Source organism: Allobosea sp. 05L423 (assembly GCF_056397745.1).
In genome coordinates, this window is the sequence record NZ_JBFTOA010000022.1 from 28,515 (window position 1) to 54,568 (window position 26,054).

The window sequence follows — 26,054 nt, forward strand, 5'->3', positions numbered from 1 at the left end:
CCTTGTTCTTGACGCGAGCAGCAGTTGGGTGGCGCTAAAGGCTCACTTGGACCGGTTTGGAGAGGGGAAAGTTTCGGTTTCCGCGCCCTCGGACGCTCTCTGAACGAAGTGGAACCGTTCTAAGTTCCGGCGCCGTTCGCTCGGTATGGTCAAGGGTCAGGGACCGGGGTATATATTCAGATGTTCCTATTTCGTTCCGGTGAACTATGACAAGGCGATCGGGAAGTGCCGATCTTCCCCTACATTACGGGCGTGTGCCGCTCTGGCTTGGCGAGCGCATGGCCCGGCTAGGTAGCGTGATCTGCGAAGCCATTATCCAGCAGTACGGGCGCGACGAGCTACTGCGGCCACTGGCGCATCCCTTCTGGTTCCAGTCGTTCGGCGCAATCATGGGGATGGATTGGCACTCGTCCGGCATTACGACGAGCGTCATCGGGGCGTTGAAACGTGGTCTGAAGCCGATAGCCGGTGAGTTAGGGCTGCATGTCTGCGGAGGGCGAGGCAATCATTCCCGTCGAACACCCGCCGAGCTGGAACAGATCGGCGCGAACGTAGGTTTCGACGGGACCGCCTTTGCGCAGGCAAGCAGGCTCGTCGCCAAGGTCGACAGCGCGGCGGTGCAGGACGGCTTCGACCTCTATCTGCACGGCTTTTTCGTAACCGATGACGGCCATTGGACGGTCGTGCAGCAGGGCATGAAGGGCGACGGCGGTCTGGCGCGCAGGTATCATTGGCATTCCGAGGGCCTTGGCAGCTACGTCGAAACTCCGCATGCCGCAATCGAGGGGCGAAGCGCCGGCAACATCGTCAACCTGACCGATGCGCGCGCCGAGCGCGCCCGTGAAGCGCAGGTCACGATGCTGCGCGATCAGGGACCGGACAGGATCGTCAAGGAGTTGGCGGCGCTCCAGCCGGCGCGCCCCATTGCGGATGAAAACGCCCCGCAGCTAACCCTCCCGCATCTCGTGATGCCGGCGCACCACGACGTCAGGCCCAAGGACGTCGTAACGCGACGACTGCATGGCGCATTGGCTGCAGCAGCCGATCGGGGACCCCAGGACTTTTCCGAGCTGCTGCTTGTTCCCGGAATCGGCGCGCGCACCGTGCGGTCACTCGCGATGGTCGCGGAAGTCCTGCATGGCGCGCCCTGCCGTTTTAGTGATCCAGCGCGCTTTTCGCTCGCCCATGGCGGCAAGGACCGACAGCCGTTCGCAGTGCCAACCAAGGTCTACGACCAGACCATCGCTGTCCTGCGGTCGGCCGTCAATCGGGCAAAGATCGGCCAGGACGACCGCCTTGCCGCCATTGCGCGGCTGGACAGTGAGAGCCGTCGGCTGGAGCGGAGCGCCACAGGCCCGACACTTGTCGAATATGTCGCGGAAGAGCGCTGCCGATCGGCGGAGTATGGCGGCCGCAGTGTCTTCGGCTGGGAGGCTTCCGAGTCTGCGCATGTTGAGAGTGTCAGCGCAGCGCCTCGACGCCTGTAACACCGGTACCGCACCGCCCGTTCTCCATTCTCCTGCTTCAACCCCGTCGAGAGTCGGAATTAGGGAACACGTACCGCTAAACCCCGTTGCGCCCAGGCGGGGAGCTAGATGGCGGCACATTCGGGATCACGGAAAGTCATCTATGCGGCGCTAGCAGGGAATCTGCTTATCGCGACAACTAAATTAGTCGCGGCAGCCTGGACCGGAAGCTCCGCGATGCTGTCCGAGGGCGTTCACTCCCTAGTCGACACTGGCAATGGCGCACTCTTGCTCTATGGCCTCAACCGGGCCGCGCGGCCACCCGATCTCACGCATCCCTTCGGCCACGGCCGTGAGCTTTATTTCTGGAGTTTCATCGTCGCGCTTCTGGTCTTCGCGGTCGGCGCCGGCGTCTCTCTTTACGAAGGCATCGCTCATGTCATCGCCCCGCATCCGGCAACGAGCCTGACCACGAACTACGTCGTCTTGGGTCTTTCAGCCTTGTTCGAAGGCTACTCCTGGCGGGTCGCGCTTAAGGAGTTCAAGGCGGCCAAAGGCTCGCTGAGCTATTTCGCCGCCGTGCGGCAAAGCAAGGATCCCAGTGTCTTTACGGTGCTGTTCGAAGACACCGCAGCCCTGCTCGGCTTGCTCATTGCTTTCATCGGCATTACGGCCGCGGTCTATTTTGAGCGCCCCGAGCTTGATGGCGTAGCGTCTATCCTGATCGGCGTCATTCTCGCAGCCACCGCGGTGCTTCTCGCGCGGGAGAGCAAGGCACTGCTCATCGGGGAAGCGGCTTTGCCCCACGTGCAGGAAGAGATCAGGTCGGCGGTCGATGGAGATCCAGACGTCGAGCGTGTCAACGGCATGACGACAGTCCATCTGGGTCCGGATCAGATCGTCGTGGCGCTGAGCCTTGAATTCAAGGACGATCGGTCAACCGAGGACATCGAAGCGTGCGTTGAACGCATCGAATCGAGGCTCCGAAAGCGCCGCTCCGACATTGCCTCGGTTTTCGTGAAGCCGCAGACCTCTGCGACTTGGCGAAAGCGGCGGGCAAAGCTGGTCGAGTGAAATTTGAGATCGCCGTCGGCAGAGCCAGCATCGACGATATCGGATTTGGCTTAATAACCCGGATAGTTATGGCGCTTCGGCAGCCCAGCGAGGTGGGCTGGGTTCCAAGCGAGCATCTCGGCTTGTTTTGGCGGTCATTTCTGGAATCTCGTCGAGATGAAGTTTAAGCTGCCGATCGCTTCGCCCTGACGCACCGCAGAAGGCTACCATTTCGAGGGAACGCCATCAGGCCCAGCCCGTTGAGGGGCTATCCACTCCTCACCGAAAGGAAACGACCATGGGTTGGTTCTCCAAGGACATCGCCACGATGGACGATCTGTTCGTCCATACGCTGCGCGACATCTATTATGCCGAGCACCAGATCAAGAAGGCACTGCCTGATATGATCGAGAAGGCGACGAGCCCGGAATTGAAGTCCGGCTTCGAAACCCATCTCGGGGAAACCGAGGGGCATATTCAGCGGCTGAAGCAGGTATTCAAGCAGCACGGCGTCGAGGAAAAGGGTGTAACCTGTCCCGCGATCGACGGGATTATCAAGGAAGCAAACGAGGTTGCGGGCGAGGTCGAAGACAAGCAGGTGCTTGATGCCGCTCTAATCGCCGCTGCGCAGGCGGTGGAGCACTACGAGATCACACGATATGGCACRCTCGTGGCCTGGGCCAAACAGCTTGGACGCGATGACTGCGCGGCATTGCTTCAGCAAAATCTCGATGAAGAGGCCGCCGCCGATAAAAAACTGACGAAGCTCGCGACCGGCGGGATCAATCGCAAGGCCGCCTAACTTCGCAAGCGCTCCCGTCCGTGACGGGAGCGCTCACTCAATATCGGCCGCCCCAGAGCCATAACCGCAATCGCAGTGAAAGGCTGGAACAGTTCGAGCCTCGCCCCGTTTCGCAAGGTTATTCTCAGGAGCCTGGTATGTCGCAGCACCGTGCTGCTCAGCACGCCCTTAGACGATCGCCCGGAGATCGAACAACCCGCGCCCCGTATGGCAACCTTTTAAAGGTGCTCCGCCACAGTGGATAGTAAGGCTGCTGCGATCGCCGAGGGCGACAGCTAGGTTCGCCGGCTCTCAGCGCGAGGTGCAGGCCCGCGGATGGCCTCGGGCCCGCACCCCTTTGGACCCTCGTTTTCCATTAGATGAGAGGACGCTGATAGGGATCTGCGGTCTCGTCGAAGCGGCTCCAGCCGGCGGCGCGATACTCGGCCAGGCGCTCATCGCGATTGATCGGCGTGGCGCCATCCAGAGCATTGGATGATGTCCCCAAGCAGACCGTCGAGCTATCGTCAGGAGTGAGTTTGAAGGGCGCAGCGAGTCGTCTGCGCGCTCGAAAGCCGCAGAGCTCATCGGGTTGAATGGCCGGCGAGGATCTGATGATGCGACGCAGGCCCCGACATTGAGATGACGCAGGCTCCAGGTAGGTGCCACAACAACCCACACTGCTATCGAGTTAGGAAACGCTGTGAACGTTCCTGTCGTAGGGGGCTTCGTCTTCAGGCGCGCCGAACTCTGTGCCGAACGACCCGTTCTGGTTGGCTGCTCCGTCGCCTGTCTCCCGCCACGACAACAAGAACTGCGGCGCGTCCGCTTCCCACACGCCGTGCCGGTGACATATGCGATGCTGCGCGCCGTCGTTATGACACCGCCTCGGCGACGTAATACTGCACTTCAAGCATGATGCAGCCACGTTCCGATCGGAACGGTCCATGGGGAGTTCCTGGCGGCCGGCATGAATACATCATCGCATCTGGTCCCGATGCATCGCCACCAAGCGGCCCGACCGCCCCCTTGATGACGAAGACCTCCTCCCAATAGTCGTGGACCAGGGGCTCGGAGGTCGCGACGCCTGGAGCAAAGCGGACGAGGCGTGTTCGAGCCCCCGTCTTGTTCTCCTCGTCCAGGTCATCGGCCAGCATTTTCACCTCAAGCCCCGCCGGAAATCCCGGCAAGGGCAGCCAGCCGTCGTCATCGAACGGCAGCATTTCGATGTGCCTGCGGGGCGCTTTAGACATCCTGTGCTCCATACGCTGACTAGCGCCCGCTTTGAGGTCGGTCGTCCTTGCCCCCCTCAACCCCGCGCGAGCTCTTGCTCGAATTCCGGCAGCACGGTGAAGAGGTCGCCGACGAGGCCGTAATCGGCGATCTGGAAGATCGGCGCCTCTTCGTCCTTGTTGATCGCGACGATGACCTTCGAGTCCTTCATGCCGGCGAGATGCTGGATCGCGCCGGAAATGCCGACAGCAATGTAGAGCTCGGGAGCGACCACCTTGCCGGTCTGGCCGACCTGCCAGTCGTTCGGGGCGTAGCCGGCGTCGACCGCTGCGCGCGAGGCGCCCATGGCGGCGCCGAGCTTGTCGGCGACGGGTTCGATCACCTTGGTGAAGTTCTCGGCCGAGGCCAGTGCACGGCCGCCCGAGATGATGATCTTGGCCGAGGCCAGCTCCGGACGGTCGGACTTCGCGACCTCCTCGCCCTTGAAGCTGGAGGAGCCGGGGTTCTCCCCGGCAGAGACGCTCTCGACCGAGGCCGAGCCGCCTTCGCGCACAGCCTGGAAGGAGGCGGTGCGGATGGTGAGCAGCTTCTTGGCGTCGGCGGACTGCACGGTCTGGATCGCGTTGCCGGCATAGACCGGGCGCTCGAAGGTGTCGGGCGAGACAACCTTGGTGACGTCCGAGACCTGCATCACGTCGAGCAGGGCGGCGACGCGCGGCAGGACATTCTTGCCGGTGGTCGTGGAGGGCGCGACGATGGCGTCGTAGCCATCCGCCAGCTTGACGATCAGCGCCGCGAGCGGCTCGGCCAGCGCATGGCCGTAGGCGGCGTCATCCGCCAGCAGCACCTTCTCGACACCGGTGAGCTTGGCGGCGGCATCGGCAGCAGCCTTGGCGCCTTCACCGGCGACGAGGATGTGGACGGGGGCGCCGAGCGCCTGCGCCGCGGTCAGGGCCTTGGCGGTGGCGTCCTTGATGGAGGCGTTGTCGTGTTCGGCGATCAGCAGCGTGGTCATCAGATCACCCCGGCGGTGTTGAGCTTGGAGACGAGTTCGGCGGCGTTGGCCACCTTGACACCGGCGGAGCGGCCGGCGGGCTCGACCGTCTTCAACACCTTGAGACGCGGGGTGACGTCGACGCCGAGCGTCTCGGCCGTGGTCTCGTCGAGGGGCTTCTTCTTCGCCTTCATGATGTTGGGCAGCGAGGCGTAGCGCGGCTCGTTGAGGCGCAGGTCGGTGGTGACGATCGCCGGCAGCTTCAGCGCGACCGTCTGCAGGCCGCCATCGACCTCGCGGGTGACGTCGACTGAGCCGTCGCCAACGGCGACCTTGGAGGCAAAGGTGCCCTGCGGCCAGCCGAGAAGGGCGGCGAGCATCTGGCCCGTCTGGTTGCAGTCGTCGTCGATCGCTTGCTTGCCGAGGATGACGAGGCCAGGGTTCTCCTGTTCGACGGCCTTCTTGAGGAGCTTGGCGACGGCGAGCGGCTCGACCGTGCCGTCGACTTTCACCAGGATGCCGCGATCGGCGCCCATGGCGAGGCCGGTGCGGATCGTCTCGGCGGCCTGGGCCGGGCCGATCGAAACCACAACCACCTCCGTCGCCTTGCCCGCTTCCTTCAGGCACAGCGCCTCCTCGACCGCGATCTCGTCGAAGGGGTTCATCGACATCTTCACATTGGCGAGCTCGACGCCCGAACCGTCCGCCTTCACGCGGATCTTCACGTTGTAGTCGACGACCCGCTTTACGGGCACGAGGATTTTCATGTCGGAACCTCTTAATGAGACGTCGAAAGAGAGCTGCCCTGGGCTGCGGCAGTTGCGCCATGCACCCGCTTCAGGATCGATCGAGCTCGGATACGAACTGGTTCGTCGACCATCGCGCCGTCGATAGCCACAGCGCCGTCGCCACTGGCCAGGACCTTCCGAGCCCATAGAACTTCCGTCTCATCCGGCGCGAAGCCCGCCTGGATTGCGGCGATCTGTCGAGGGTGGATGCAGAGCTTTCCGCTGAACCCGAGATCTCGCGCATGGCGCGCATCGCTCGCAATCAACGGGACGTCATCTATTGCTGTCGTCACTCCGTCGATAGGCTGCGGCAAGCCGGCCAGCCGGGAGGCAACGACAAGTTCGGAACGGGCCAGGAGCAGCGCTTCCCGCGTATGGGCGCATCCAAGATCGGCACTGAAGTCGATGCTGCCGAAAGCGATGCGTGCGACGTTGCGTGTGGTTGCGATCCGGCGCGCATCGGCCAGCCCCCGCACGCTTTCGATCAGGGCTATGACCGGCAGGTCGAGCTCGGCACAGAGCGCTTGAAACTCGGGACCAAACTCCGCTTTCGGAAGGACAACCGCGCTGAAGCCATGCCCCCTTAGCGCCGCGATGTCCCGTTCATGCCAGGGCGTACCGAGCCCATTGACCCGCACCAGGACCGGCTTGGCGGTGAAGTCGCGCTTCAGAGCGGCCCGCGCCTCGTCCTTCCCGTCGACAGCGACGGCGTCCTCGAGGTCAATGATGACCGCATCGGCGTCGGTCGCAGCCGCTTTCACAAAGCGCTCAGGCCGGTCTCCCGGAACGAAGAGCGCGAAGGTGATGTCCGGGAACACCGTCATTGCCACGACGCCTCGGCTACCATGCATTCCGGACCGCCGTGCCTGGCTGTCCAGAGCTTCAACCCATCGCCCTCGTCACGCGCGTTGAGTGCGAAGGCGGCGTCGTCAAAGAGCGGGGACTGGCCGCGAAAGCGGAAGCGGCACGGCGGCGAGCCGCGCAGCTCTGTGGCGTAGTTCAGGAGCATCGCAGCCTGCATCGGCCCGTGGACGACAAGAGCGGGATATCCCTCGACCTCCATCGAGTAGCGCCGGTCGTAATGGATGCGATGGGCATTGAAGGTCAGCGCGGAATAGCGAAGCAGCAGAGGAGGCTCGATTGTCATCGGGCGCCGATAGGTGCCTGCTTCGGCGGGCGGCGGCGTCTTCGGCGTGCCTCCGGAAGCCTCAAGATTTCGATAGACGATGTCCTGCCGCTCTTCGAGCACAGGCCGTCCGTTCGCCTCGATCTGATGCTGCACGGTGACGAAGCAAAGCGCTCCTGTCCGCCCTTCCTTGTAGACAACGTCCGCGATGCGCGAGATCCGCCTCACCTCGTCGCCAACCCGCAGATCGCCGTGGAAGCTTTGGCTGCTGCCTGCCCACATGCGACGCGGCAAGGGTACCGGAGGAAGGAAACCGCCCCGTTCGGGATGCCCGTCCGGTCCGAGCTGCGCAGTCGGAACCGCAGGCTGGGCCAGGCAGACATGGATCATCCGTGGCGCGATCTCGCCGCGCTTTGGCGCTTCGCCAGCAAGGTCGAAGGTCGCGTGGTATTTGCGCGCCAGGTCCTCGGTCAGGACGTCTGAGCCAAGATCCTCGCGGTCGATCCAGCTTCGAAGATGGTCGATATCGACAGTGAGCGCTTCGGCCGCGGTCATCAGTATGACCTCGGCATGCCGAGCACATGCTCTGCGAGAAATGAGAGGACGAGATTGGTCGAGATCGGTGCGACCTGATAGAGCCGCGTCTCGCGGAACTTGCGCTCGACGTCGTACTCTTCAGCGAAGCCGAAGCCGCCATGGGTCTGGATGCAGGCATTGGCAGCCTCGAAGGATGCATCCGCCGCCAGCATCTTGGCCATGTTGGCCTCCGCGCCCGGATTGGCGCCGGCCTCGTAGAGCCGGATCGCCTCGCGCACCATAAGCTCCGCGGCGCGCATGTTGGCGTAGGCCTTGGCGATCGGGAACTGGATGCCCTGGTTCTGGCCGATTGGCCGGCCGAAGACCTGGCGCTCCTTGGCGTAGGCAGATGCCTTCTCGATGAACCATTTTGCGTCGCCGACGCACTCCGACGCAATCAAGATGCGCTCGGCATTCATGCCCGACAGGATGTAGCGGAAGCCCTTGCCCTCCTCGCCAACGAGGTTTGCCGCCGGGACCTTCACGTTGTCGAAGAAGACCTCGGTGGTGGCGTGATTCATCATCGTGCGGATCGGTCGGATGGTCAGGCCGTCCTTCAGCGCCTCACGCATGTCGAGAATGAAGACCGAGAGCCCGTCGGTGCGCTTCGCCACCTGGTCGCGCGGCGTGGTGCGAGCCAGAAGCAGCATCAGGTCAGACTGCTCGGCGCGGCTCGTCCAGATCTTCTGGCCATTCACGACGTAGTGGTCGCCCTCGCGACGGGCCGTCGTCCTCAGTGCCGTCGTGTCCGTGCCACTGGTTGGCTCGGTAACGCCAAACGCCTGAAGGCGAAGCTCGCCCGAGGCAACCTTGGGGAGATAGCGCTGCTTCTGATCCTCGGTGCCGTGTCGCAGCACCGTGCCCATCACATACATCTGGGCATGGCAGGCGGCGCCATTGCAGCCCTGTCGCTGGATCTCCTCCATGATGACGGCGGCGGCCGATAGCGGCAGACCGGCCCCGCCATATTCCTCAGGGATGAGCGCCGACAGGAAGCCGCTTTCCGTCAGAGCCGAAACGAACTCCGTCGGATAGGCCATCTCGCGGTCGTGCTTGCGCCAGTACTCACCGGGAAAAACGGAGCAGAGTTTCGCGACGGCGTCGCGGATCTCGGAATGATCGGATGCGTGCTGCATGGTGCCTCAGGACTGTCGAGGAGCGGCGGCGACCGAGCGCCAGGTCTGAAAGGTTTCTTCGCCGACGCCTTCGAGCACGGCGCGCAAGGCGCTTGTCATCGGTAAGGGGCCGGACGCTTCCCCGATTGAGAGAGCGAGGTCGATGTCCTTGCGCAAGATCGCATGGAGGGAGTCGAAGTCGGTTCGGGTAGCCGTCCAGGCTTCATAGGCCTCGCCCGCATCGTTCGGGCGGACGGTGAAGAAGTTGCGGCCTGTACTAGCCTCAAAGACAGGAATGGCGTCCGGAAGCGCGATGCCGTTATCGCCGGCAATTCGGTAGGCCTCGGCTGCGATCATCAGTGTGGTGATGCCCACGAGATTGTTTACGATCTTGGTCGCCTGGCCAGCTCCAAGAGGCCCGCAATGGAAAATGGTGCTGCCCATCGCCTCCATCAGCGGCCGCAGCTCCTCGCAGTCCTCCGCGCGGCCGCCCATGATGATGGCGAGGGTCCCGTCGCGAGCCTTCAGGGCCCCGCCACTGATGGGAGCATCAACAACCCGCACGCTATCCGGTTCGAGCTCGGTCGCGAGTTCCCGCATCGTTTCGGGAGCAATGGTTCCCATGACGACGAGGATCGGCGTGCGACCGTTGAGCCCGCTGCGCAGGCCGCCTTCCCCCAGCACGACCGAGCGAGCCTGCTCAGGCGTCGCGACCAGGACGATGACAGCGTCGCAGCCGGCACAGTCAGCGGCACGCTCTACGCAGTTGACGCCTAGCGTGGCGAATGGCGCGCGCGCTGCTTCGCTCCGGTCGCAGATGGTGAGCTCGAAACCCGCCTTATGGATGTTCATGGCCATCGGAGCGCCCATGGCTCCGACGCCAACGACGGCAACTGAATTGATCATGGATTGCGCCTCAGGAAATGGTCACGCCACTGTCGACAGAGATGACCTGGCCCGTGACCACGCGGGCTTCATCGCTGCCGAGGTAGACGGCCATGTCTGCGATATCGAGCGGCCGACAGGGGCCGAGAAGGTGCTGGCCGGCGAGACGCCGCAACTCCTCTCGCTCCTGCAACAGCGCCTCGGCACGCGGTGTCAAAACGAGGCCAGGCGCAATCGCGTTCACGCGAATGTTGTCAGGAGCGTATTCGACGGCCATCGAACGGGTCATCGCCGCGACGCCGCCTTTTGCTGCGGTGTAACAGTCGCGCTCCGGCAGAGCCATCAGAGCGACCATCGACGAGAGATTGACCACCGAGCCGCCGCCCGAACGGACCATCTCGGGGATCGCATATTTGGAGCACAGGAACGTGCCGTAGAGATCGAGCTTGATGACGCGCCAGAATTCCTCGTCCGGCGCCTCCGTCACACGCGCATCGGCTGAGCTGGATCCGCCAGCGATGTTGCAAAGGATGTCGAGCCTGCCGAACTCCGACACGGTCTTCGCCATCGCAGCTTTGACCTGTTCGGGATCGGTGATGTCGCAGACAAGCGGCCGCCCATTTTCGCCCGCCTTGGCTTCTTCCAAGGTTTCATCGAGTGCAGGCCCGCTGATATCGGCTGCGACGATGCGGGCGCCTTCGGCGATGTAGCGGGCGCAAGTCGAGCGGCCGATGCCGCCAGCAGCACCGGTAATGAAAGCAACTTTGCCGGACAGCCTTGCCATGTCGTCCTCCTGTTCAGACCATCCAGCCGGCGCGTTCGCCATCGAGAATGGCGATGTCCACCTGACGCGGGGCCACGGCATCACCGACGAGCTGGATTTCCAGGTCATTGCCGGCCAGCTCCGAAGCCAGGCTGGCGTTCGCGCTATTGCCCATGGCGAGGATGATCGGGCCTGCGTGCTCGATTTCACTGACCGCGTCGCCGAAGCGATCCTCACAGATCAGGCGCCGTTCCTCGATCGCGGTGACGAAGCGTGTCGGCAGAACCTCGATCGCGAGAGCAGCCAGACGCCGGTAGAGGGCGGGAGCATGATGGACGGGCAAATCGGCGCCGGCATGCATGTGCGGCGTTACGATGGTTACGGCATGCCCGCGCTCGGCCAACTTCTCCGCCGCGGCTGTTCCTGAGAGATGTGGATCGTCCTCGATCACCAAGACCGGGCCGTCGAAGCTTTCCGGTTGCAGAAACGCATCCCAGACGGTTCGGACGCGCGGAAGATCGGCGCCGGGAATGCCGGAGGCCCCGGGTCGCAGCGAGCTGTACCCGTCGCGGCGGGGCAACGAGCCCGTCGCAAGGACAACGGCGTCGAAGGCTCCGCCCGCCAAGGTCGTCCGGTCGGCCTCGGCATTCAAACGGATGTCGACCTGAAGCCGCTCCAGCATTTCAATCTGCCAGCGGTGAATCTCTGCGAAGCCGCGCCGCGAGGTGATCTCGCAGGTCATGAGGTTCTGGCCTCCGAGGCGCGTGCCGCGCTCGAAGAGCGTTACTCGGTGGCCACGCTCGGCCGCGACACGCGCCGCCGCGAGTCCCGCAGGGCCACCGCCCACAACCGCCACACGTTTGGATCGCGGCGCAGGACGCATAGTTCCGATACCAATCTGCGCTTCACGGCCGACCGCGGGGTTGTGGACGCAGCCAACGCCGCGTCCGCGATCGAGGCCCACGATGCAGGACTGGTTCGAGTAGGTGCAGATGCGGATGCTCTCGCGGTCCCCTCTGGCAGCCTTGAGCGGTAACTCGGGATCAGAGATCAGCGCGCGCGCCATGCCGATGAAATCGGCGCGGCCGGATGCGAGCACCGCCTCGGCCGCTTCCGGTGTCGCGATACGGGAACTGACGCAAACCGGGAGGCCCTCCACGGCCTGTCGTATCGCTCCCGCTTCGTCAGCAAATTGGGCTTCCGGAGCAGTGATGTCCGCGATCCAGCCCGGATAATGCAGGGAGGTCAGCCCACTGACATTTAGATAGCTGATGCCTTCCGTCCGGAGCCTCTCTGCGATCGCGGTGGCATCGGCGAGCTGAAGTCCTCCCGGGACGTCATCCCTGCCATTCACCCGGGCGCCGATAAGGAAATTCGGGCCGACCGCGCTTCGGATAGCGCGAAGCCCTTCGAGTAGGAAGCGCATCCGATTTTCGAGGGAGCCGCCGTAACGGTCTGTCCGCTTGTTGGTCGCTGGCGAGAGAAACTCGTGCAGGAGATAGCCTTGAGCCGCAAAAAGTTCGACGCCGTCGGCGCCTGCCTCCTGCATGTTCAGGGCAGCCTCGACCATGGTCGCGACGTATTCAGCGATGTCCTCTTCGCTCATCTCCTTCGGGATCTCGCCGGTTCGCGGACACGGCAGCGGCGATGGAGCGAAGAGCGGGATGCCGAACTGGGTTGTGCCCGGTGACCGCAATTGGCGGCCGCTCATGTTGAGCTGCGAAACGAAGCAGGCTCCCTCGGATTTAATCGCCGAGATCATACGCTGATAATGCGGCTGCAGGCCGCGATCATTGGCCAGATCCAGCCCGCCGAGTGTGGTCGTTTCGAGCGCCCCGCCCCAGCTCGCCGTATGGCGCCAGGACGGCGGCATCAGGAAGTTCGACATGACAATGAGGCCGGCGCCGCCCTTCGCACGCTCAACATGGTAGGCGATCGTCCGTTCGATCGCGGAGCCGTAGCCGGCGCCGAACATCACCGCATGCGGCATCATCGCAATGCGATTGCGCAACGTGACGTGGCCGAGAGCGAGCGGGCTCAACAGCCTCTCGTAGCCGGTGACGGGCATCTCAGAACGGGGCCTTCTTCGGGAAGTTGGGCGCTCTCCGCTCGCGGAAGGAATCGAGCCCTTCCTGCGGGTCGGGACCAGAGAAACCAAGCATCTCCAATGCGAGCGAGGCATCGAAGGTCGGGCCGGCCATCCGCAGCCAGTTGTTCAGCGCGTACTTGGTCCACTGGATGGCGGAAGGCGCGCCTGCGGCGAGCCTCGAGGCTACGGCGAGCGCCTTCTCCTGCAACTCTTCTTCGTCGACTGCGAGCGCGACCAGGCCCAATTGCTCGGCCTTCTCGCCGCTCACCGGTTCGTTGAGCAGGAGGTGATACTTGGCCTTGGCCATGCCGCAGAGCAACGGCCAGATGATTGCAGCATGGTCGCCCGCGGCAACGCCAAGCCGAACATGGCCGTCCACGAGCTTGGCGTTCTTGGCAGCGATCGGAATGTCGGAGACCAGGGCCGCGGCGAGACCGGCACCGACGGCCGCTCCTTGAATGGCCGAAACGATCGGCTTCGAGCAGTTGACGATGTTGTAGACGAGGTCTCTCGCCTCCCGCCACATGTTGGCGCGTTCATCGAAGCTTTGCGTCAGCTTTTTCACGACCTCGAAGTCGCCGCCGGCGGAGAACGCCTTACCCTTGGCGCAGAGCAGGACGGCCAGCGTTTCGCGATCTCGATCGACAACGCGCCAGATGTCGGCCAGCTCGCGATGGGCGTCGGCGCCGAGCGAGTTCAAGCTTTCCGGGCGGTTCAGCGTCAGGCGCAGCACGCCTGGAGCAGGCCGGTCGCAGAGGATCGAGGGAAAAGCGGAATAGGCTTCGAGTGTCATGCTGCCTCCGGTCAGATCGAGCGGCGCGAGGTGATGCCGCCATCGACGGTGATGATGGTGCCGGACGTGTAGGCGGAGCGCGGCGAAGCGAGGAAGGCAAAGAGGTCGGACACCTCGCGCACACTCGCCGCGCGGCCAAGCGGATACGCAGCCAGTAGTTCGACGTAGCGGCCCTCGTCGTCCCACTGCTCGCGGGCACGCTTTTTCATGATGTTGACGATCCGGTCGGTGGCGACGGGCCCCGGATTGATGCCGAGGACGCGGATGCCGTCATCGAGGCTGCGGCCACCGAGCGCCCGGGTGAAGGCCATCAGGGCGGCGTTGCCGGTCGAACCTGCGATGTAACGGAAATCGGTGTTCTCGCCGCCATTGCCGATATTGTTGAGGATGACGCCGCCTCCGGCCGCCTTCATCGCTGCGTAGAATTCCCGGCAAAGGTCGATGTAGCCGAAGACCTTCACCTCCCAGCCTTCGCGCCAGCGCTCTCCGTCAACCTGCCAGAGATCGCCGCCTGGAATGGCTCCGGCGTTGTTGACCAGCACATCGGCACGTCCAGCTGCCTTGCCGATCGCTTCAGCGGCGCCCTTCGCGGCAATGTCCTGTTCCTGAACCACCACCGTGATCCCGTGCTGATCGCGCAGGCGTTCAGCCAACCGGGTGAGCTTGTCGCCCGAACGCGCGACGAGATGCAGGTCGCACCCCTCCTCTGCGAAGACCTCGGCCAGCCCTTCGCCAATGCCCTGCGAGGCACCGGTGATGACGACTTTCTGGCCGCGCAATTGCAGATCCATGGCTTCAGGCTCCTTGGCGGACGATGCGCTCGATGTCGGCGATCGCTTCCGGATTGACGAGGGAGGAAAGGTCTCCCGCGGGGGAGCCGGAATAGACGCTGCGGATCACGCGGCGCATGATCTTGGAGCTGCGGGTCTTCGGCAGTTGCGGCACAACGAAAACGGCGCGAGGCGCAAATGGCTTGCCCAGCCTCTCCTGGATCCGTGCTGTTGCGAGCTTGAGGATGTCGTCCGTCGGACCCGAGCAAGTAAGGAAGGCAACGAGCGCCTGGCCCTTAACCGGATCCTCGGCGCCGATCACCGCGGCTTCGACGACGCCATCAATCTCAACGAGAATTTCCTCGACCTCAGCTGGGCCGACGCGCTTGCCCGCGACCTTGATGGTGTCGTCCGAACGCCCGAGCAGGAAATAGTGCCCCTCCTCGGTGCGCATCGCGAGATCGCCGTGGATCCAGACGCCAGGTACGGTGCTCCAATAGGTTTCGAGATATCGCTGCTCGTCCTGCCAGAAGCTGGCAGTCATGCCCACGAAGGGAGCGAGCACCGCGAGTTCACCGATCGCGCCGACGAGGGGTCGCCCTGCGGGATCGACCACGTCGCACGCCACGCCTGGTGAGCGTGTGTTGAAGCCGGCGGGCACTATCGGCTTGGTCACAACGCTGGAGAGCAGGCAGCCTGAGACTTCAGTTCCGCCGGTATAATTGATCAGGGGGCACTCACCACGTCCGAAGGCCTGCTCGAACCAGATGAAATGTTCGGAGGCGATGCTTTCGCCGGCCGTGATCAGCAGGCGCAACGATGACAGATCGGGCGCGGTGCTGACCGCTTCGTTCGAAGACAGGCCGCGGATCAGTGTTGGCGCTGAGCCATAATGAGTGACGCGATATGTCTCGATGAGCCGGCCCATGCGCGACCAGTCGGGATAATCGGGGGCGCCGTCGTAGCAGACGAGCGTAGCGCCGCGCAGCAGCGCCGATCCAAGGATAAGAGAACCGGCGATCCAGCCCATATCCGCCGGCCAGCAGAAGACGTCGCCAACCCCAACGTCGAAGTGTACGGCCGAGTCGTGCGCGATCTTGATGGGGAAGCCGCCATGCACATGGACGGCTCCCTTGGGCTTGCCAGTCGTTCCCGAGGTGAAAATCACCATGAACGGGTCATTCGGGGACATCCGCGCTGAAGGCGGAGCGCTGTCCGGGCTCTTCCTCACCGACTGCCAATCGTGGCAAACCGCGTCTGCATCCGCTGGGCCAGTATCCTCGGGGGACCGCTTCAGCACGACGAGTTCCAGACCCGGAAGCTCCTTCCTGACGGATGCGATGGTATCTCGCGTCGAGATGAACCGTCCCCGCCGTTGAAAGCCGGTCGTGGCCAGCAGCGCTTTGGCTCCGCAGGATCCAAGCCGAGCCACGACGGCATCGGTTCCGAAGCCGCTAAAGAGCGGCACGACGATTGCCCCGATATACGAGACGGCGAGCAGCGAGACAGAGGCCTCAATCCCGTTTTCCATGAGCAGACCGATGCGGTCGCCCCGCTTAAGTCCGAGGCCGAGCAGGCCAGCAGCCAGGCTGCGGACTTCATCCTTCAATTCTCGGTAGGTGACCTCGCGGACCGAGCCATCCTCGCGCTCCGCGATCACTGCCGTCCGGGCCGCCCAATCGGGATTGTCCAGGATCGTATCAACCCAGTTGAGCTCGCCGCCGACGAACCAGGCAGGGAACGGAGCCCCCCGTGACAGATCGCAGTAATGGTCGTAGTCGCGGCTCCAGCGGATATTGCAGAAGCTCGTAACCTCGCGCCAATAGCGCTCCGGTTCGGCCAGCGACAATTCGTAGAGCGCGTCGCTGTCCTTCGCGCCAAGGCGCTTGGATAGGGCGGTCACCTGAGCACGGTCGATATAGTCGGCGGTAGGCTGCCAGATGTCGTTGCTATCGAGCGCCATGGTCAAATTCCCAAATAGGCCCGTTGCACCTCGGCGCTCTGCGCGAGCGCGCTCGCGGAGTCCTCGGCCGTGATTGCGCCGCCCTCGAGGATGTAGGCGCGGTCGGCGATGGCGAGCGCGGTTTCCGCATTCTGCTCAACGAGCAGGATGTTCACCCCGGTCTCGGCGACGGTTTTGACCATCGCTGCGATCCGGTCGACAATCGCCGGTGCGAGCCCGATTGTCGGCTCATCCAAGAGCAGGATGCGAGGGGCGCTCATCAAGGCACGGGCCACGGCGATCATCTGCTGCTGGCCGCCGCTGAAGGTCGACGCCTGCGTCGAGAGCCGATCCCTCAGTTCGGGGAAAAGCGAAATCACGCGGTCGAGATCACGCTTCACCGCCGCGGTGTCGCTGCGCGCGTAGGACCCGAGCTCAAGGTTCTCAAGCATCGTCATCTCGCCGAAGAGGCGCCGCCCCTCCGGCACCACCGACAATCCCTTCCGCACGAGACGGTCCGGGGACATCCCGGTGACGTTCTCTCCGAAGAGATGGACGCTTCCAGCGCTGGGGCGCACGAGGCCGCAGATTGTCTTGATGAGGGTCGACTTGCCCGCACCATTCGCGCCGATCAGCGTGACGATCTCGCCGCTGCCTACAGTGATGCTGACATCGTTCAGCGCGGGTACGACGCCGTAGCGAGCCGAGAGGCCCGTGACCTTGAGGGGAAGCGCTTCAGTGCTCATGGCGATGCCCCAGATAGGCCTCGATCACCTTTTGGTCGGCGCGAATCTCCGCTGGCGTCCCCGTTGCGAGATGCTGGCCATGGTGCAGCACGACAATGCGGTCACAGACACGCATCACGGCCTTCATGTTGTGTTCGACGAGCAGGACCGAGCAGCCGAATTCGTCGCGGATCCGCTTCAATACGACCAGGGTATTGGCGACCTCTGTCTGATTTAGACCGGTCAGCGGCTCGTCGAGGCAGAGGAGCTTCGGGCGTGCCGCAAAGGCGATGCCGATGGAAACGAGTCGTTGCAGGCCATGTGGAAGATTGCCGGCTTCTTCCGTGAGATAAGGCGTGAGCCCCAGCATCTCGGCTGTTTCGGCCACTCGCGCTCGCCGTTGGGCGCTTCCGCGGACGCCATGAATGGTGCCCAGCAGAATGTTGTCGCCCACCATCATGCTGCGCATGAGGCTGCCGTGCTGAAAGGTCCGCACCAGGCCAAGGCGGCTGATTGCCAGCGGCGACCGACCAGTGCAGTTCTCGCCAAAGACAAAGAGCTCGCCGGCTGACGGCTTGTAGAAGCCGCTGATCAAATTGAAGGTCGTGCTCTTGCCGGCTCCGTTCGGGCCGATCAGCCCAAGGATCTCGCCGGGTCTAATCTCAAGATCGAGATCGGAAACCGCGAGCAGGCCACCAAAGCGTCGGGTCAGGCCTTTTGTGCGCAGCAAGGGCTGTTGCTCTGCCAGCATCTCAGTGCCCTCCTCCGGCTTGAGGCCGCTTACCGCTGACCAGTCCCGTGATGCCATGGGGCAGGAGCAGAACCGCCACCACAATCGCAGCGCCGTAGAAAATATGCTCCCCCCCGCCGAGCCCGAGCGCATAGCTGCCGAGCACGACAAGCAGCGCAGTGCCAAGGAGCGGACCGACGATGCTGCCCTCACCGCCCACCTTGACGTAGGCAAGGGCAAATGCGGCGACGAGGAAGCTGAAATCGCCCGGGCTGATCACATTGTTGGCGAAGGCGTGCAGGCTTCCGGCCATACCGGCTGCAACCGAGGCCGCTGCGAAACAGGCGATCTTCACCAGCAGGATGTTGAGGCCGACCGTCCTGGCAACGTTCTCGTTGTCGCGGATCGCGGTCAGGATCTTTCCGAAATCGGAACGCTCAAGAGCGTACAGCGCGAGGGTAAGCAGGGCTGCCACCGCCACAATGAAGGTCGGCATCCAGCCATCCAGCACCATCGGCGGGAAGATGCCGACCATGCCGGAAGTACCCCCGAGCGCGGCGCTTTTCGAATAGAGGATGCGAATTGCCTCGGTGAACGCGAAGCCGATCAGGAGAAAGTATGGCCCCTTGGTCCGCAGCGTGATGTAGCCGAAGACGATCGAGACGAGGCCAGCCATGGCCCCGCCCGCCAGCAGGGCGAGCAGGAACGGCCAGTTCAGGATCGTCAACGTCGCACCGGTCGTATAGGCGCCGATGCCGACGAAAGCGGCGGTGGCGAAGTTCAGCTCGCCCATCAGCATGACGAAGCGAAGGCTGACGGCCGTGAGCGCTCCGATGGCGATGAGGTTCACCACGCTCGCGATGTAGGCATCGCGGACCAGCGCGGTCCCCGCGAGGGCGATAGCGATCCCGCCAATCCAGTAGGGCAGCTTCACATCATCCATGGCCGAGAAGCCCCTTCGGCCGCACCAGCAAGACGGCGATGACGAGGAAGAAAATGGCGACCGTGGCCGAGCTGGGGTCGAAGTAGAAGCTACCGAAGGTTTCGATGGCAGCGACGAACAGCCCGCCAAGGATGGCGCCGGGAACGCTGCCAAGACCTCCGACGATAACGGCGATGAAGCCCTTGATCAGATAGTCGGCGCCGATGACCGGCGAGACGATGGTAACCGGGGCAATGAGCGCGCCCGCGAGCGCCGCGAGGCCGGACGCGATCATGAAGCCCGCAAGTGCCATGCGGTTGTACGGAACGCCTTGCAGCATGGCAGCTTCGTGGTCGATCGAGACCGCTCTCAGGGCCTTGCCAAGCTGCGTGCGCGTGAGCGCCCAGTAGAGCGAAGCGGTGATCAGGATCGCGGCGATGCACAGCGCGAAGCGCTGATTGGTGATCGCCGCCCCGAAAATGGAGATGGTGCCAGGGAAAATCTCCGGCACGGGCCTCACCGCCCCGCCGAAGACTTTGAGCAGCACGCCGTCGAGCAGCAGAACAAGGCCGATTGACAGGATGAAAGACCCAACCATATCGCGTTGGAAGAACCGGAAGCCGGCGACGTACATCAACAGGCCCAGCGCCAGGGCCACAGTGATGCCCCCCACCGCTGCAAGCAGATAGGCTGGCAGGATGGGGAGACCGTTGCCCGCCAGCCAAGGCACGGCCCAAGCCACTGCCAGCGCAGAGACGGCGAACAGATGCCCATGGGCAAAGTTCACGATCCGCATGACCCCGAAGATCAGGGTCAAGCCAAGCGAGAACAGGATGTAGACGGCGCCGATCTGCAGGCTTGTCAGGGTGAGCTGTATCGCGGTTTGCATGGTGGGCGTGCCTGGCTTGGTCTGGAGGTCACTTGCCCGAGGGCACGAGACGGGTCTTCTCGACCAGATTGCCGCCCTTCACCTGGGTGATAGTCACGGGCAGGCGCATCTGCTGGCGGGACCCGTAGGTGTCCGTGCCGTAGAAATCGACCTTGCTGCCGTAGAACGAGGTGAACGAGACATCGGCCATCACAGCCGCGACCTTCTTGGGATCGATCGACTGCGCCTTCTCGATGCCCGCCTTCAGAGCGTAGACGGAGTCGTAGAAGCCGATCTGGATCGAGTTAAGCGACTCACCAAGGACACCCCGAGCCTCTTCGTTTGTGGCCTTCTGCTGACCGGTCATGGCGGGGCTGTCGAAGGTGATGGCTGCGCCCATGTAGACGTCTTCAATCGCCTTACCGCCAGTCGCCTTGAGCCCGTCGATGCCAGTGCCAACGGCGATGATCTTGACGCCCTTCCAGCCGAGAACATCGAGTTCGCGCAGGACAGCCCCGGCATCGGCCGGCGGCATCGAGGCCAAATCGATCATGTCAGGCTTGAGAGAGGCGATGCGAGCCGCGATCGGCTGGAACTCGGTCGTCCCGCGCTCGTAGAAGTCGCTCGACAGAATCTTGATGTCGTTGCCAGCCCAAGCCTTGTTGGCCACGCCTTCGGTTTCGCGACCGGTCGCATCATTTGGGTTGAGCATCACGACTGACTTGGCCTGCGGATGCTGCTCAAGCACGTACTTGAACATCGGCGGAATGATCTCGAACGCCGTGTTCATCTGGGTGTAGGTCAGCGGGAACTTCGGCCCCTTGATGCTGAAGCCCCAGGCGGTCGTGAACATCAGTACGCCCTGCCGCTCGGCGAGCGACTGCAGCGCCTGTACGGGAGCTGTTCCAAGGCTCCCGCCAATGAACTTCACGCCGTCACGGTTGAGGAGCGTCTGTGCGACGCGCGTACCCTCGGCAGCGTTGTATTTGTTGTCATAGGCGAGGCATTCGAAGTTGTAGGTCTTGCCCTCGACTTTGACGCCACCGGCCTGCGCGATCTCCTGCGCCGCCTTCTTGCACATGAACTCCGACCCCTTACCCCAGATCGCGCCGGAACCCGACAGGGGAACGGAAAGCCCAAGCTTTATCGTCTCCTGAGCCTGCACTCCGCCGAGGCTGGCGAGCAGCCCAAGAGAGGTCCCCAGTCCGAGAAGCTTCATCCGTGCCGTAAACGTCATTTCCTCTCCTCCACTTCCGAGCTTCGGTTGATTCCGTGCCCGCTATCGATGTGTCGTGCTGCCAGTCGCTGAGCCCGTGAGGCCGGCAATTTCGTCGGGCTGGTAGCCGAGCGATGCCAAGAGCTCGGCTGAATCGGCGCCAAGCTTCGGTGCAGGCCGGTGCTTGGGCCGCAGCGCAGCTGTTCGGACAGCGGTTGCGACGATCGGTATCTGACTCGCGCCGTCCGGCGCCGGCTCCAATGAAAAGAAGCCGCCATTGGCATTTTCGGGAGCCACGAGGGCCTCGGCCGGGGTTAGGGCCCGGCAGGCCGGAATCTTGGCGGCCTCAAGCTCTGCCAGACATTCATCGGACGAGCGCGACGAGCACCAGTCAGCCATGACCGCACTCAGGGCCTCGCCATTCTCACCCCGGCCTATATCGGAGGCGAAGCGCGGGTCCGCCAAAAGGTCGGGGCGACCGACGAACTGCGCCCAGCGGCGAAACATGCCGTCACCAATGACCTGGATCATCAGCCAGCCGTCGCGGGTCTGAAAAAGATCGGATGGGCCGGCGATGGGGCTGCGGTTGCCGATCGGCTTGCGGCTACGCGCGCCTGCCGCCTCTTCGATCAGCATGGGATTTGTCATCGTCAGCGCCGTTCCGAGCAGCGATGCCTGGACATGCTGTCCCCGCCCGGTGGAGCGCCGCTCATAAAGCGCCGACACGGTCGCGAACGCCGCCGACATTCCCGTAGCGTAATCAACATAGGAGACGGCGGCTCGGAGCGGACGCTCGCCTGTGCCGCTCAACGCCATCGCGCCGCTGAGCGCCTGTCCGGTGCCGTCGAAGCCGATCCGGTCGCGGCTCTCTGCATCGGGCCCATAGGCGCTGATCGTGCAGAGCACGATATCGGGGCGGATGGCCCTGAGGCTGTCGTAGTCGAGACGTGCGCGGCGCAGGGCGGCCGCCGGCAGATTGACTATGACGGCATCCGAGGTCGCGACCAGCTTCTCAAATGCGAGCCGTCCACTCTCGTTGTCGAGGTCGAGCGCAAGCGACTTCTTGTTTCGATTCATTTGGAGATACAGCGCGCCTCGGCCCGGTTGACCGATCGGCATTACCTCTCGATCGGGAGCGCCGGCTGGCGGCTCGATGCGGATAACCTCCGCACCCTGGTCAGCCAACAATGCTGCGCAGAACGGGCCCGCGATATAGCGGCCGAGATCCAGGACGCGCAGGCCCGAAAGGCCAGCTGCCACCCCAGATGCGTCGTTCACGCTTATCGGGAGTTCGGTCCCGTCCACCACTTTCCTCACCCTTATTTTCTGCGAAGGGGGCTTTCCATCGCTTGGTTTGACGTGTTAGTCATTCTCTATGCTGAATGACATTCACAGTTTCTTGAAAGCCATTCATACATGAGTGCCAGCCCTGATCAAGACCTCTCGCCAAAAATCGTCGGAGCCGTCGCCAACGCGGTTTCCATCCTCCGATCGCTCGCTCAGATGAGTGAGCCGGCGGGTGTCGCCGTCATCGCGCGTGATACCGGCGTGAGCGTCAGCACGTGTTTCAACATCCTGCGAACGCTCTCGACGGAGCGGCTGGTGGACTTCGATGCCGAGGCTAAGACCTACCGGATCGGCCTGGGTGTGTTGGAGCTGTCGCTGCCACTACTAGGCGCTAACCAGGCCGATCTGATCCGACCGGAGCTCGCGCGGCTTTCCGGCGAGCACAAGAGCCTGCTCTGCCTTTGGCAGGTGACTGATGGCGAGCGCATCGTCCTGGTCGATCGCGTATCAACGGCGAAGACGGTCAGAGTCGACATGTCCGACGGCTCGCGCCTTCCGACTTTCGTGGGCGCGGTCGGTCGTTGCTATGCGGCGTTGCGCAACCTGTCTCACGACGAACTGAAGCTGCGCTTCGACACGTTGCAGTGGCAGGCCCCGCCGAGCTTTGAGGACTATGTGGCCGACGTCGAGAAGGCCAAGCGCGACGGCTATGCCTTCGACCTAGGGCAGCTGTTCAAAGGGCTGGAGATCGCCGCTGCCGTCATCACCGACGCGGAAGGCAGGCCGCGCCTCGGTATCAGCGGGATCAGCATTGCGGGGCAACTCTCCCGTGAGGATATCGAGCGCCTTGGCGTCGACCTGCGCGATTCCGCTGACTGGATCAGTGAAGCGCTCTTCGGGGTTTCTCGGGGCGTGCGGCAGTCCGAGCGGAGGCTGGCCGGTGGGCGCGCGGTGCCGCACGGCCGGGGAGGACAGCGGTGAGCGGCGCGCAAACCGATCTCCCTGTTTGGGTCTTCGACGATTTCAATCCCGGCCAGCCACTGGGGAATTTCGCCATCACGCTCGACGATGCGCATCTGGACAACTGGACGGCGATCTATGGCGACCGGCCATCGAGCGAAAATGTGCCGGCCGGGATGCTCGTCGCCGCGATGATGGAAGCCTACCTGAACACCATCCAGCCTCGCCCGCCCGGCAACATTCACGCCAGCCAGAAGCTCGTCTTCGGTCGCTCGGCGAAGGCCGGCGACAAACTCGAAGCGCAGGTCAGCTGCCTCTCGAAAGAACGCCGCAAGGAACGCGGTTGGGTGACGTTCGGCGTCGTCCTGAGCGTCGAGGGGCAGGACGTTCTCAATGGCGAGATCCGGACGATCTGGGCGCGATGACACAAGGCCGGGCAACACGCGCTCCACGGAGATAATGCGGAATGGGAACGCTGGAGACTGCGGCGCTGCCGCGTGAACTAGCCATCGCAGAGATGATGACGGGACCGGACACGGTTGCGCGCTACGCCGCGCTGACGGCCGACTTCAACCCGATTCATCTCGATCCAGACTTTGCCGCCAAGACCTCATTCGGCCACCCGATCGTGCACGGCACGCTCGGTCTCAACCTGGTGATCGAGGCGATCGAGCGCACGTTCGGCGGGGTCCCGGAACGGCTGGCCCTCGATACACGCTTCATCCGACCGCTGCCGGTCGGTTCATCCATCCGAGCAGGCGGCGTCCTCAGGGAAGGCGCGGCGGGCACCTACGACATTTTCGTCGAGACAATGGCAGGGGAACGAGCAGTCGAAGGAACCTGCACCGTCATCCCTGCCGCAGAACATTGCAGCAAGGGACGTGACGCATGAGTGAGCCGGCAGTCGACGACGAAACCTTCCAGCATCTCAAGGCGACCGTCGAGCGCTTCGTCGCGGAACGCCTCGTGCCCAACGAGATGCGGCTGGAGATTGAGGATGATGTCCCTGAAGAGATCGTCGCGGAAATGCGTGAGCTCGGCCTATTCGGCCTGACGATCCCGCCGGAGTATGGCGGCATTGGACTAACCGCTAGTCAAGAAAGCCAGCTCGCCATGATCTTCGGCGGGACGGCGCTCGCGTTTCGTTCGCTGCTGGCGACCAACATCGGTATTGGCGCGCGCGGACTGATCTTCGAGGGGACGGAGGAACAGAAGCAGGCCTATTTGCCTCGAATGGCAAGCGGTGAACTGATCTCGGCCTTCGCCCTAACCGAGCCGGACACGGGGTCGGATCCCGCCAATTTGACGACGCGCGCCGTACGGGACGGCGATGACTACCTGATCAGCGGGACCAAGCGCTACATCACCAATGCACAGCGCGCGGGCGTCTTCACTGTCATGGCGCGAACCGAGTTCGACAAGCCGGGCGCCGACGCTATCTCGGCCTTCCTAGTTCCGAGCGATTCACCTGGCCTGACGATTGGAAAAAAAGATCGAAAGATGGGCCAGCGCGGGACAACGACGTCGGACGTGATGTTCGACAATGTCCGTGTTCCGGCCAGCGCAATCATCGGGCTCAAGCCTGGACGAGGCTTTCGCCTCGCAATGCGTGTGCTCGATCGCGGCCGCATCCATATCGCTGCTCTCGCGACTGGCGCCTGCAAGCGGCTCATTGCTGAGATGACCGGCTTTGCCAAGGAACGCCGGCAGTTCGGTAAGCCCATCGCCGAGTACCAGCTGATCCAGGCGATGATCGCCGACAGCTACACCGAGTATCTCGCCTCCCGTGCGCTAGTGGAGCAGACCGCGGCGATCTACGACCGCGATGGTGCTGCGCGGACGGAAGCTTCGGCCGCGAAATACTTCGCCACCGAAGCCGTGGGCCGGGTCGCGGACCGAGCCGTGCAAGTCCATGGCGGCGCCGGCTACATGAGCGAGTACGCGGTCGAGCGCTTCTATCGCGACGTGCGGTTGATGCGGATCTACGAGGGCACCAGCCAGATCCAGCAGCTCCTCATCGCCCGCCAGATCCTGAAGGAGGCCTGATCATGAGCGTGAATCACATGCTCGACGGCAAGGTCGTTGTCGTCACCGGCGCAGGCGGGGGCATTGGGCGAGATATTGCCCTGATGGCTGGCGCGAACGGAGCACGAGTCGTGGTCAACGACATTGGCGCCGGCCTCGACGGCAGTGGCCAGGATGACGGGCCGGCGGCTCGCGTGGTGGCGGAGATCAAGACGGCTGGCGGCGAGGCCGTCGCCAGCCTCGACAGCGTCGCTAACGCCGAGGGTGCCCAGCGCATCGTGCAGGCCGCGCTCGACGCCTTTGGTCGGCTCGACGGCATCGTCAACAACGCAGGCATCCTGCGCGACACCTTCTTCCACAAGATGACGGAGGAGGAGTGGGATCGGGTTGTGAAGGTGCATCTATACGGCAGCTTTCACGTCAGCCGAGCTGCGGCCCCGGTTTTCAAGCAGCAGCAGTCGGGCAGCCTCGTGCACATGACCTCGACCTCGGGGCTCATTGGCAATCTCGCACAGGCGAACTATTCGGCAGCCAAGCTCGGCATCGTGGGGCTATCGAAGTCGATCGCGCTCGATATGCAGCGCTTCGGTGTCCGCTCGAACTGCATCGCGCCCTTTGCATGGAGCCGCATGATCAGCTCGATCAAGGTCGACTCGCCGGAGCAGGAGGCACGTGTCGCTCGCCTGCAGCAGATGACCCCAGCCAAGATCGCGCCGCTTGCCGTCTACCTGCTGTCGGAGCGTGCGGTCTCGGTCAGCGGGCAGATTTTCTGTGTACGCAACAACGAGATCCTTGTTTTCAGTCAGCCCCGCCCAGTGCGCTCGGTACAGCGCGAGGGTGGTTGGACGCCGGAGCAGATAGCCGAGCACGCGATGCCGGCGCTGTCCGCAAGCTTCCACGGCCTCGACGTGTCGTCTGACGTTTTTACCTGGGATCCGGCCTAACGC

General features: G+C 63.6%; 26 protein-coding genes. 8 read left to right on the forward strand and 18 right to left on the reverse strand.

Annotated elements, in window-relative coordinates; genetic code table 11:
* Window positions 1-206 precede the first annotated feature (206 nt).
* The 3 genes from AC1DNE_RS26750 to AC1DNE_RS26760 all read left to right on the forward strand — a co-directional run bounded on the left by AC1DNE_RS26750 (window position 207) and on the right by AC1DNE_RS26760 (window position 3,321).
* Window positions 207-1,487, forward strand: coding sequence for a DUF763 domain-containing protein (locus AC1DNE_RS26750; RefSeq protein WP_476767236.1), 1,281 nt, complete (start codon window positions 207-209; stop codon window positions 1,485-1,487).
* A gap of 108 nt (window positions 1,488-1,595) precedes the next feature.
* Complete coding sequence (locus tag AC1DNE_RS26755; RefSeq protein ID WP_476767237.1) at window positions 1,596-2,540, forward strand: cation diffusion facilitator family transporter; 945 nt, start codon at window positions 1,596-1,598, stop codon at window positions 2,538-2,540.
* Between the two features lie 277 nt (window positions 2,541-2,817).
* Entirely contained in the window at window positions 2,818-3,321 is a 504-nt protein-coding gene (locus tag AC1DNE_RS26760; protein ID WP_476767238.1) for a YciE/YciF ferroxidase family protein, read from the forward strand.
* A gap of 854 nt (window positions 3,322-4,175) precedes the next feature.
* Here AC1DNE_RS26760 and AC1DNE_RS26765 read toward each other — a convergent pair.
* The 18 genes from AC1DNE_RS26765 to AC1DNE_RS26850 are packed head-to-tail and all read right to left on the reverse strand — an operon-like array spanning window position 4,176 to window position 22,140.
* Entirely contained in the window at window positions 4,176-4,553 is a 378-nt protein-coding gene (locus AC1DNE_RS26765; protein WP_476767239.1) for a cupin domain-containing protein, read from the reverse strand.
* A gap of 56 nt (window positions 4,554-4,609) precedes the next feature.
* Window positions 4,610-5,548, reverse strand: a complete 939-nt coding sequence (locus tag AC1DNE_RS26770) for an electron transfer flavoprotein subunit alpha/FixB family protein (protein WP_476767240.1) — start codon at window positions 5,546-5,548, stop codon at window positions 4,610-4,612.
* The gene (locus AC1DNE_RS26775) at window positions 5,548-6,294 is read right to left on the reverse strand and encodes an electron transfer flavoprotein subunit beta/FixA family protein (RefSeq protein ID WP_476767241.1); all 747 of its coding nucleotides are present in this window, start codon (window positions 6,292-6,294) and stop codon (window positions 5,548-5,550) included. The genes AC1DNE_RS26770 and AC1DNE_RS26775 overlap by 1 nt, the downstream gene beginning before the upstream one ends.
* An 11-nt stretch (window positions 6,295-6,305) precedes the next feature.
* A complete protein-coding gene (locus tag AC1DNE_RS26780; protein ID WP_476767242.1) occupies window positions 6,306-7,139 on the reverse strand; it encodes an HpcH/HpaI aldolase/citrate lyase family protein in 834 nt (277 codons plus the stop codon).
* Window positions 7,136-7,996 (reverse strand): HTD2 family dehydratase, encoded by an 861-nt coding sequence (locus AC1DNE_RS26785; RefSeq protein WP_476841283.1) that lies wholly within the window; start codon window positions 7,994-7,996, stop codon window positions 7,136-7,138. The genes AC1DNE_RS26780 and AC1DNE_RS26785 overlap by 4 nt, the downstream gene beginning before the upstream one ends.
* Window positions 7,996-9,153 carry an acyl-CoA dehydrogenase family protein gene (locus AC1DNE_RS26790; protein ID WP_476767244.1) on the reverse strand — a complete coding sequence of 386 codons (1,158 nt, stop codon included), beginning with the start codon at window positions 9,151-9,153 and terminating at the stop codon, window positions 7,996-7,998. The genes AC1DNE_RS26785 and AC1DNE_RS26790 overlap by 1 nt, the downstream gene beginning before the upstream one ends.
* A gap of 6 nt (window positions 9,154-9,159) precedes the next feature.
* A complete protein-coding gene (locus tag AC1DNE_RS26795; RefSeq protein ID WP_476767245.1) occupies window positions 9,160-10,038 on the reverse strand; it encodes an NAD(P)-dependent oxidoreductase in 879 nt (292 codons plus the stop codon).
* Window positions 10,039-10,048: 10 nt separating this feature from the next.
* Complete coding sequence (locus tag AC1DNE_RS26800; RefSeq protein WP_476767246.1) at window positions 10,049-10,843, reverse strand: SDR family NAD(P)-dependent oxidoreductase; 795 nt, start codon at window positions 10,841-10,843, stop codon at window positions 10,049-10,051.
* A complete protein-coding gene (locus tag AC1DNE_RS26805; protein WP_476767247.1) occupies window positions 10,815-12,962 on the reverse strand; it encodes an FAD-dependent oxidoreductase in 2,148 nt (715 codons plus the stop codon). Before AC1DNE_RS26805 ends, AC1DNE_RS26800 begins: the two co-directional genes overlap by 29 nt.
* A complete protein-coding gene (locus AC1DNE_RS26810; RefSeq protein WP_476767248.1) occupies window positions 12,850-13,662 on the reverse strand; it encodes an enoyl-CoA hydratase/isomerase family protein in 813 nt (270 codons plus the stop codon). The genes AC1DNE_RS26805 and AC1DNE_RS26810 overlap by 113 nt, the downstream gene beginning before the upstream one ends.
* 11 nt (window positions 13,663-13,673) lie before the next feature.
* Window positions 13,674-14,453 (reverse strand): SDR family oxidoreductase, encoded by a 780-nt coding sequence (locus tag AC1DNE_RS26815; protein WP_476767249.1) that lies wholly within the window; start codon window positions 14,451-14,453, stop codon window positions 13,674-13,676.
* Between the two features lie 4 nt (window positions 14,454-14,457).
* Entirely contained in the window at window positions 14,458-16,395 is a 1,938-nt protein-coding gene (locus tag AC1DNE_RS26820) for an AMP-binding protein (protein ID WP_476767250.1), read from the reverse strand.
* Between the two features lie 2 nt (window positions 16,396-16,397).
* Window positions 16,398-17,120 carry an ABC transporter ATP-binding protein gene (locus AC1DNE_RS26825; RefSeq protein ID WP_476767251.1) on the reverse strand — a complete coding sequence of 241 codons (723 nt, stop codon included), beginning with the start codon at window positions 17,118-17,120 and terminating at the stop codon, window positions 16,398-16,400.
* Window positions 17,110-17,850, reverse strand: a complete 741-nt coding sequence (locus AC1DNE_RS26830; protein WP_476767252.1) for an ABC transporter ATP-binding protein — start codon at window positions 17,848-17,850, stop codon at window positions 17,110-17,112. The genes AC1DNE_RS26825 and AC1DNE_RS26830 overlap by 11 nt, the downstream gene beginning before the upstream one ends.
* 1 nt (window position 17,851) lies before the next feature.
* Window positions 17,852-18,772 (reverse strand): branched-chain amino acid ABC transporter permease, encoded by a 921-nt coding sequence (locus tag AC1DNE_RS26835; protein ID WP_476841284.1) that lies wholly within the window; start codon window positions 18,770-18,772, stop codon window positions 17,852-17,854.
* Window positions 18,765-19,640, reverse strand: coding sequence for a branched-chain amino acid ABC transporter permease (locus AC1DNE_RS26840; protein WP_476841285.1), 876 nt, complete (start codon window positions 19,638-19,640; stop codon window positions 18,765-18,767). The genes AC1DNE_RS26835 and AC1DNE_RS26840 overlap by 8 nt, the downstream gene beginning before the upstream one ends.
* A gap of 28 nt (window positions 19,641-19,668) precedes the next feature.
* Window positions 19,669-20,856: an ABC transporter substrate-binding protein gene (locus AC1DNE_RS26845; protein WP_476767255.1), complete on the reverse strand. Its 1,188-nt coding sequence runs from the start codon at window positions 20,854-20,856 to the stop codon at window positions 19,669-19,671.
* Between the two features lie 42 nt (window positions 20,857-20,898).
* Window positions 20,899-22,140, reverse strand: a complete 1,242-nt coding sequence (locus AC1DNE_RS26850) for a CaiB/BaiF CoA transferase family protein (RefSeq protein ID WP_476767256.1) — start codon at window positions 22,138-22,140, stop codon at window positions 20,899-20,901.
* Window positions 22,141-22,251: 111 nt separating this feature from the next.
* Here AC1DNE_RS26850 and AC1DNE_RS26855 point away from each other — a divergent pair, with 111 nt between their 5' ends.
* Genes AC1DNE_RS26855 through AC1DNE_RS26875 form a run of 5 tightly spaced genes read left to right on the forward strand, consistent with a single transcriptional unit; the run spans window position 22,252 to window position 26,051 of the window.
* Window positions 22,252-23,103, forward strand: coding sequence for an IclR family transcriptional regulator (locus AC1DNE_RS26855; RefSeq protein WP_441473554.1), 852 nt, complete (start codon window positions 22,252-22,254; stop codon window positions 23,101-23,103).
* Complete coding sequence (locus AC1DNE_RS26860) at window positions 23,100-23,507, forward strand: MaoC family dehydratase (protein WP_476767257.1); 408 nt, start codon at window positions 23,100-23,102, stop codon at window positions 23,505-23,507. Before AC1DNE_RS26855 ends, AC1DNE_RS26860 begins: the two co-directional genes overlap by 4 nt.
* 41 nt (window positions 23,508-23,548) lie before the next feature.
* Window positions 23,549-23,974, forward strand: coding sequence for a MaoC/PaaZ C-terminal domain-containing protein (locus tag AC1DNE_RS26865; protein WP_441473552.1), 426 nt, complete (start codon window positions 23,549-23,551; stop codon window positions 23,972-23,974).
* On the forward strand, window positions 23,971-25,128 hold the full coding sequence (locus tag AC1DNE_RS26870) for an acyl-CoA dehydrogenase family protein (RefSeq protein ID WP_476767258.1): 1,158 nt from the start codon (window positions 23,971-23,973) through the stop codon (window positions 25,126-25,128). The genes AC1DNE_RS26865 and AC1DNE_RS26870 overlap by 4 nt, the downstream gene beginning before the upstream one ends.
* Before the next feature lie 8 nt (window positions 25,129-25,136).
* A complete protein-coding gene (locus AC1DNE_RS26875; RefSeq protein ID WP_476767262.1) occupies window positions 25,137-26,051 on the forward strand; it encodes an SDR family NAD(P)-dependent oxidoreductase in 915 nt (304 codons plus the stop codon).
* The last annotated feature ends 3 nt before the right edge of the window (window positions 26,052-26,054 follow it).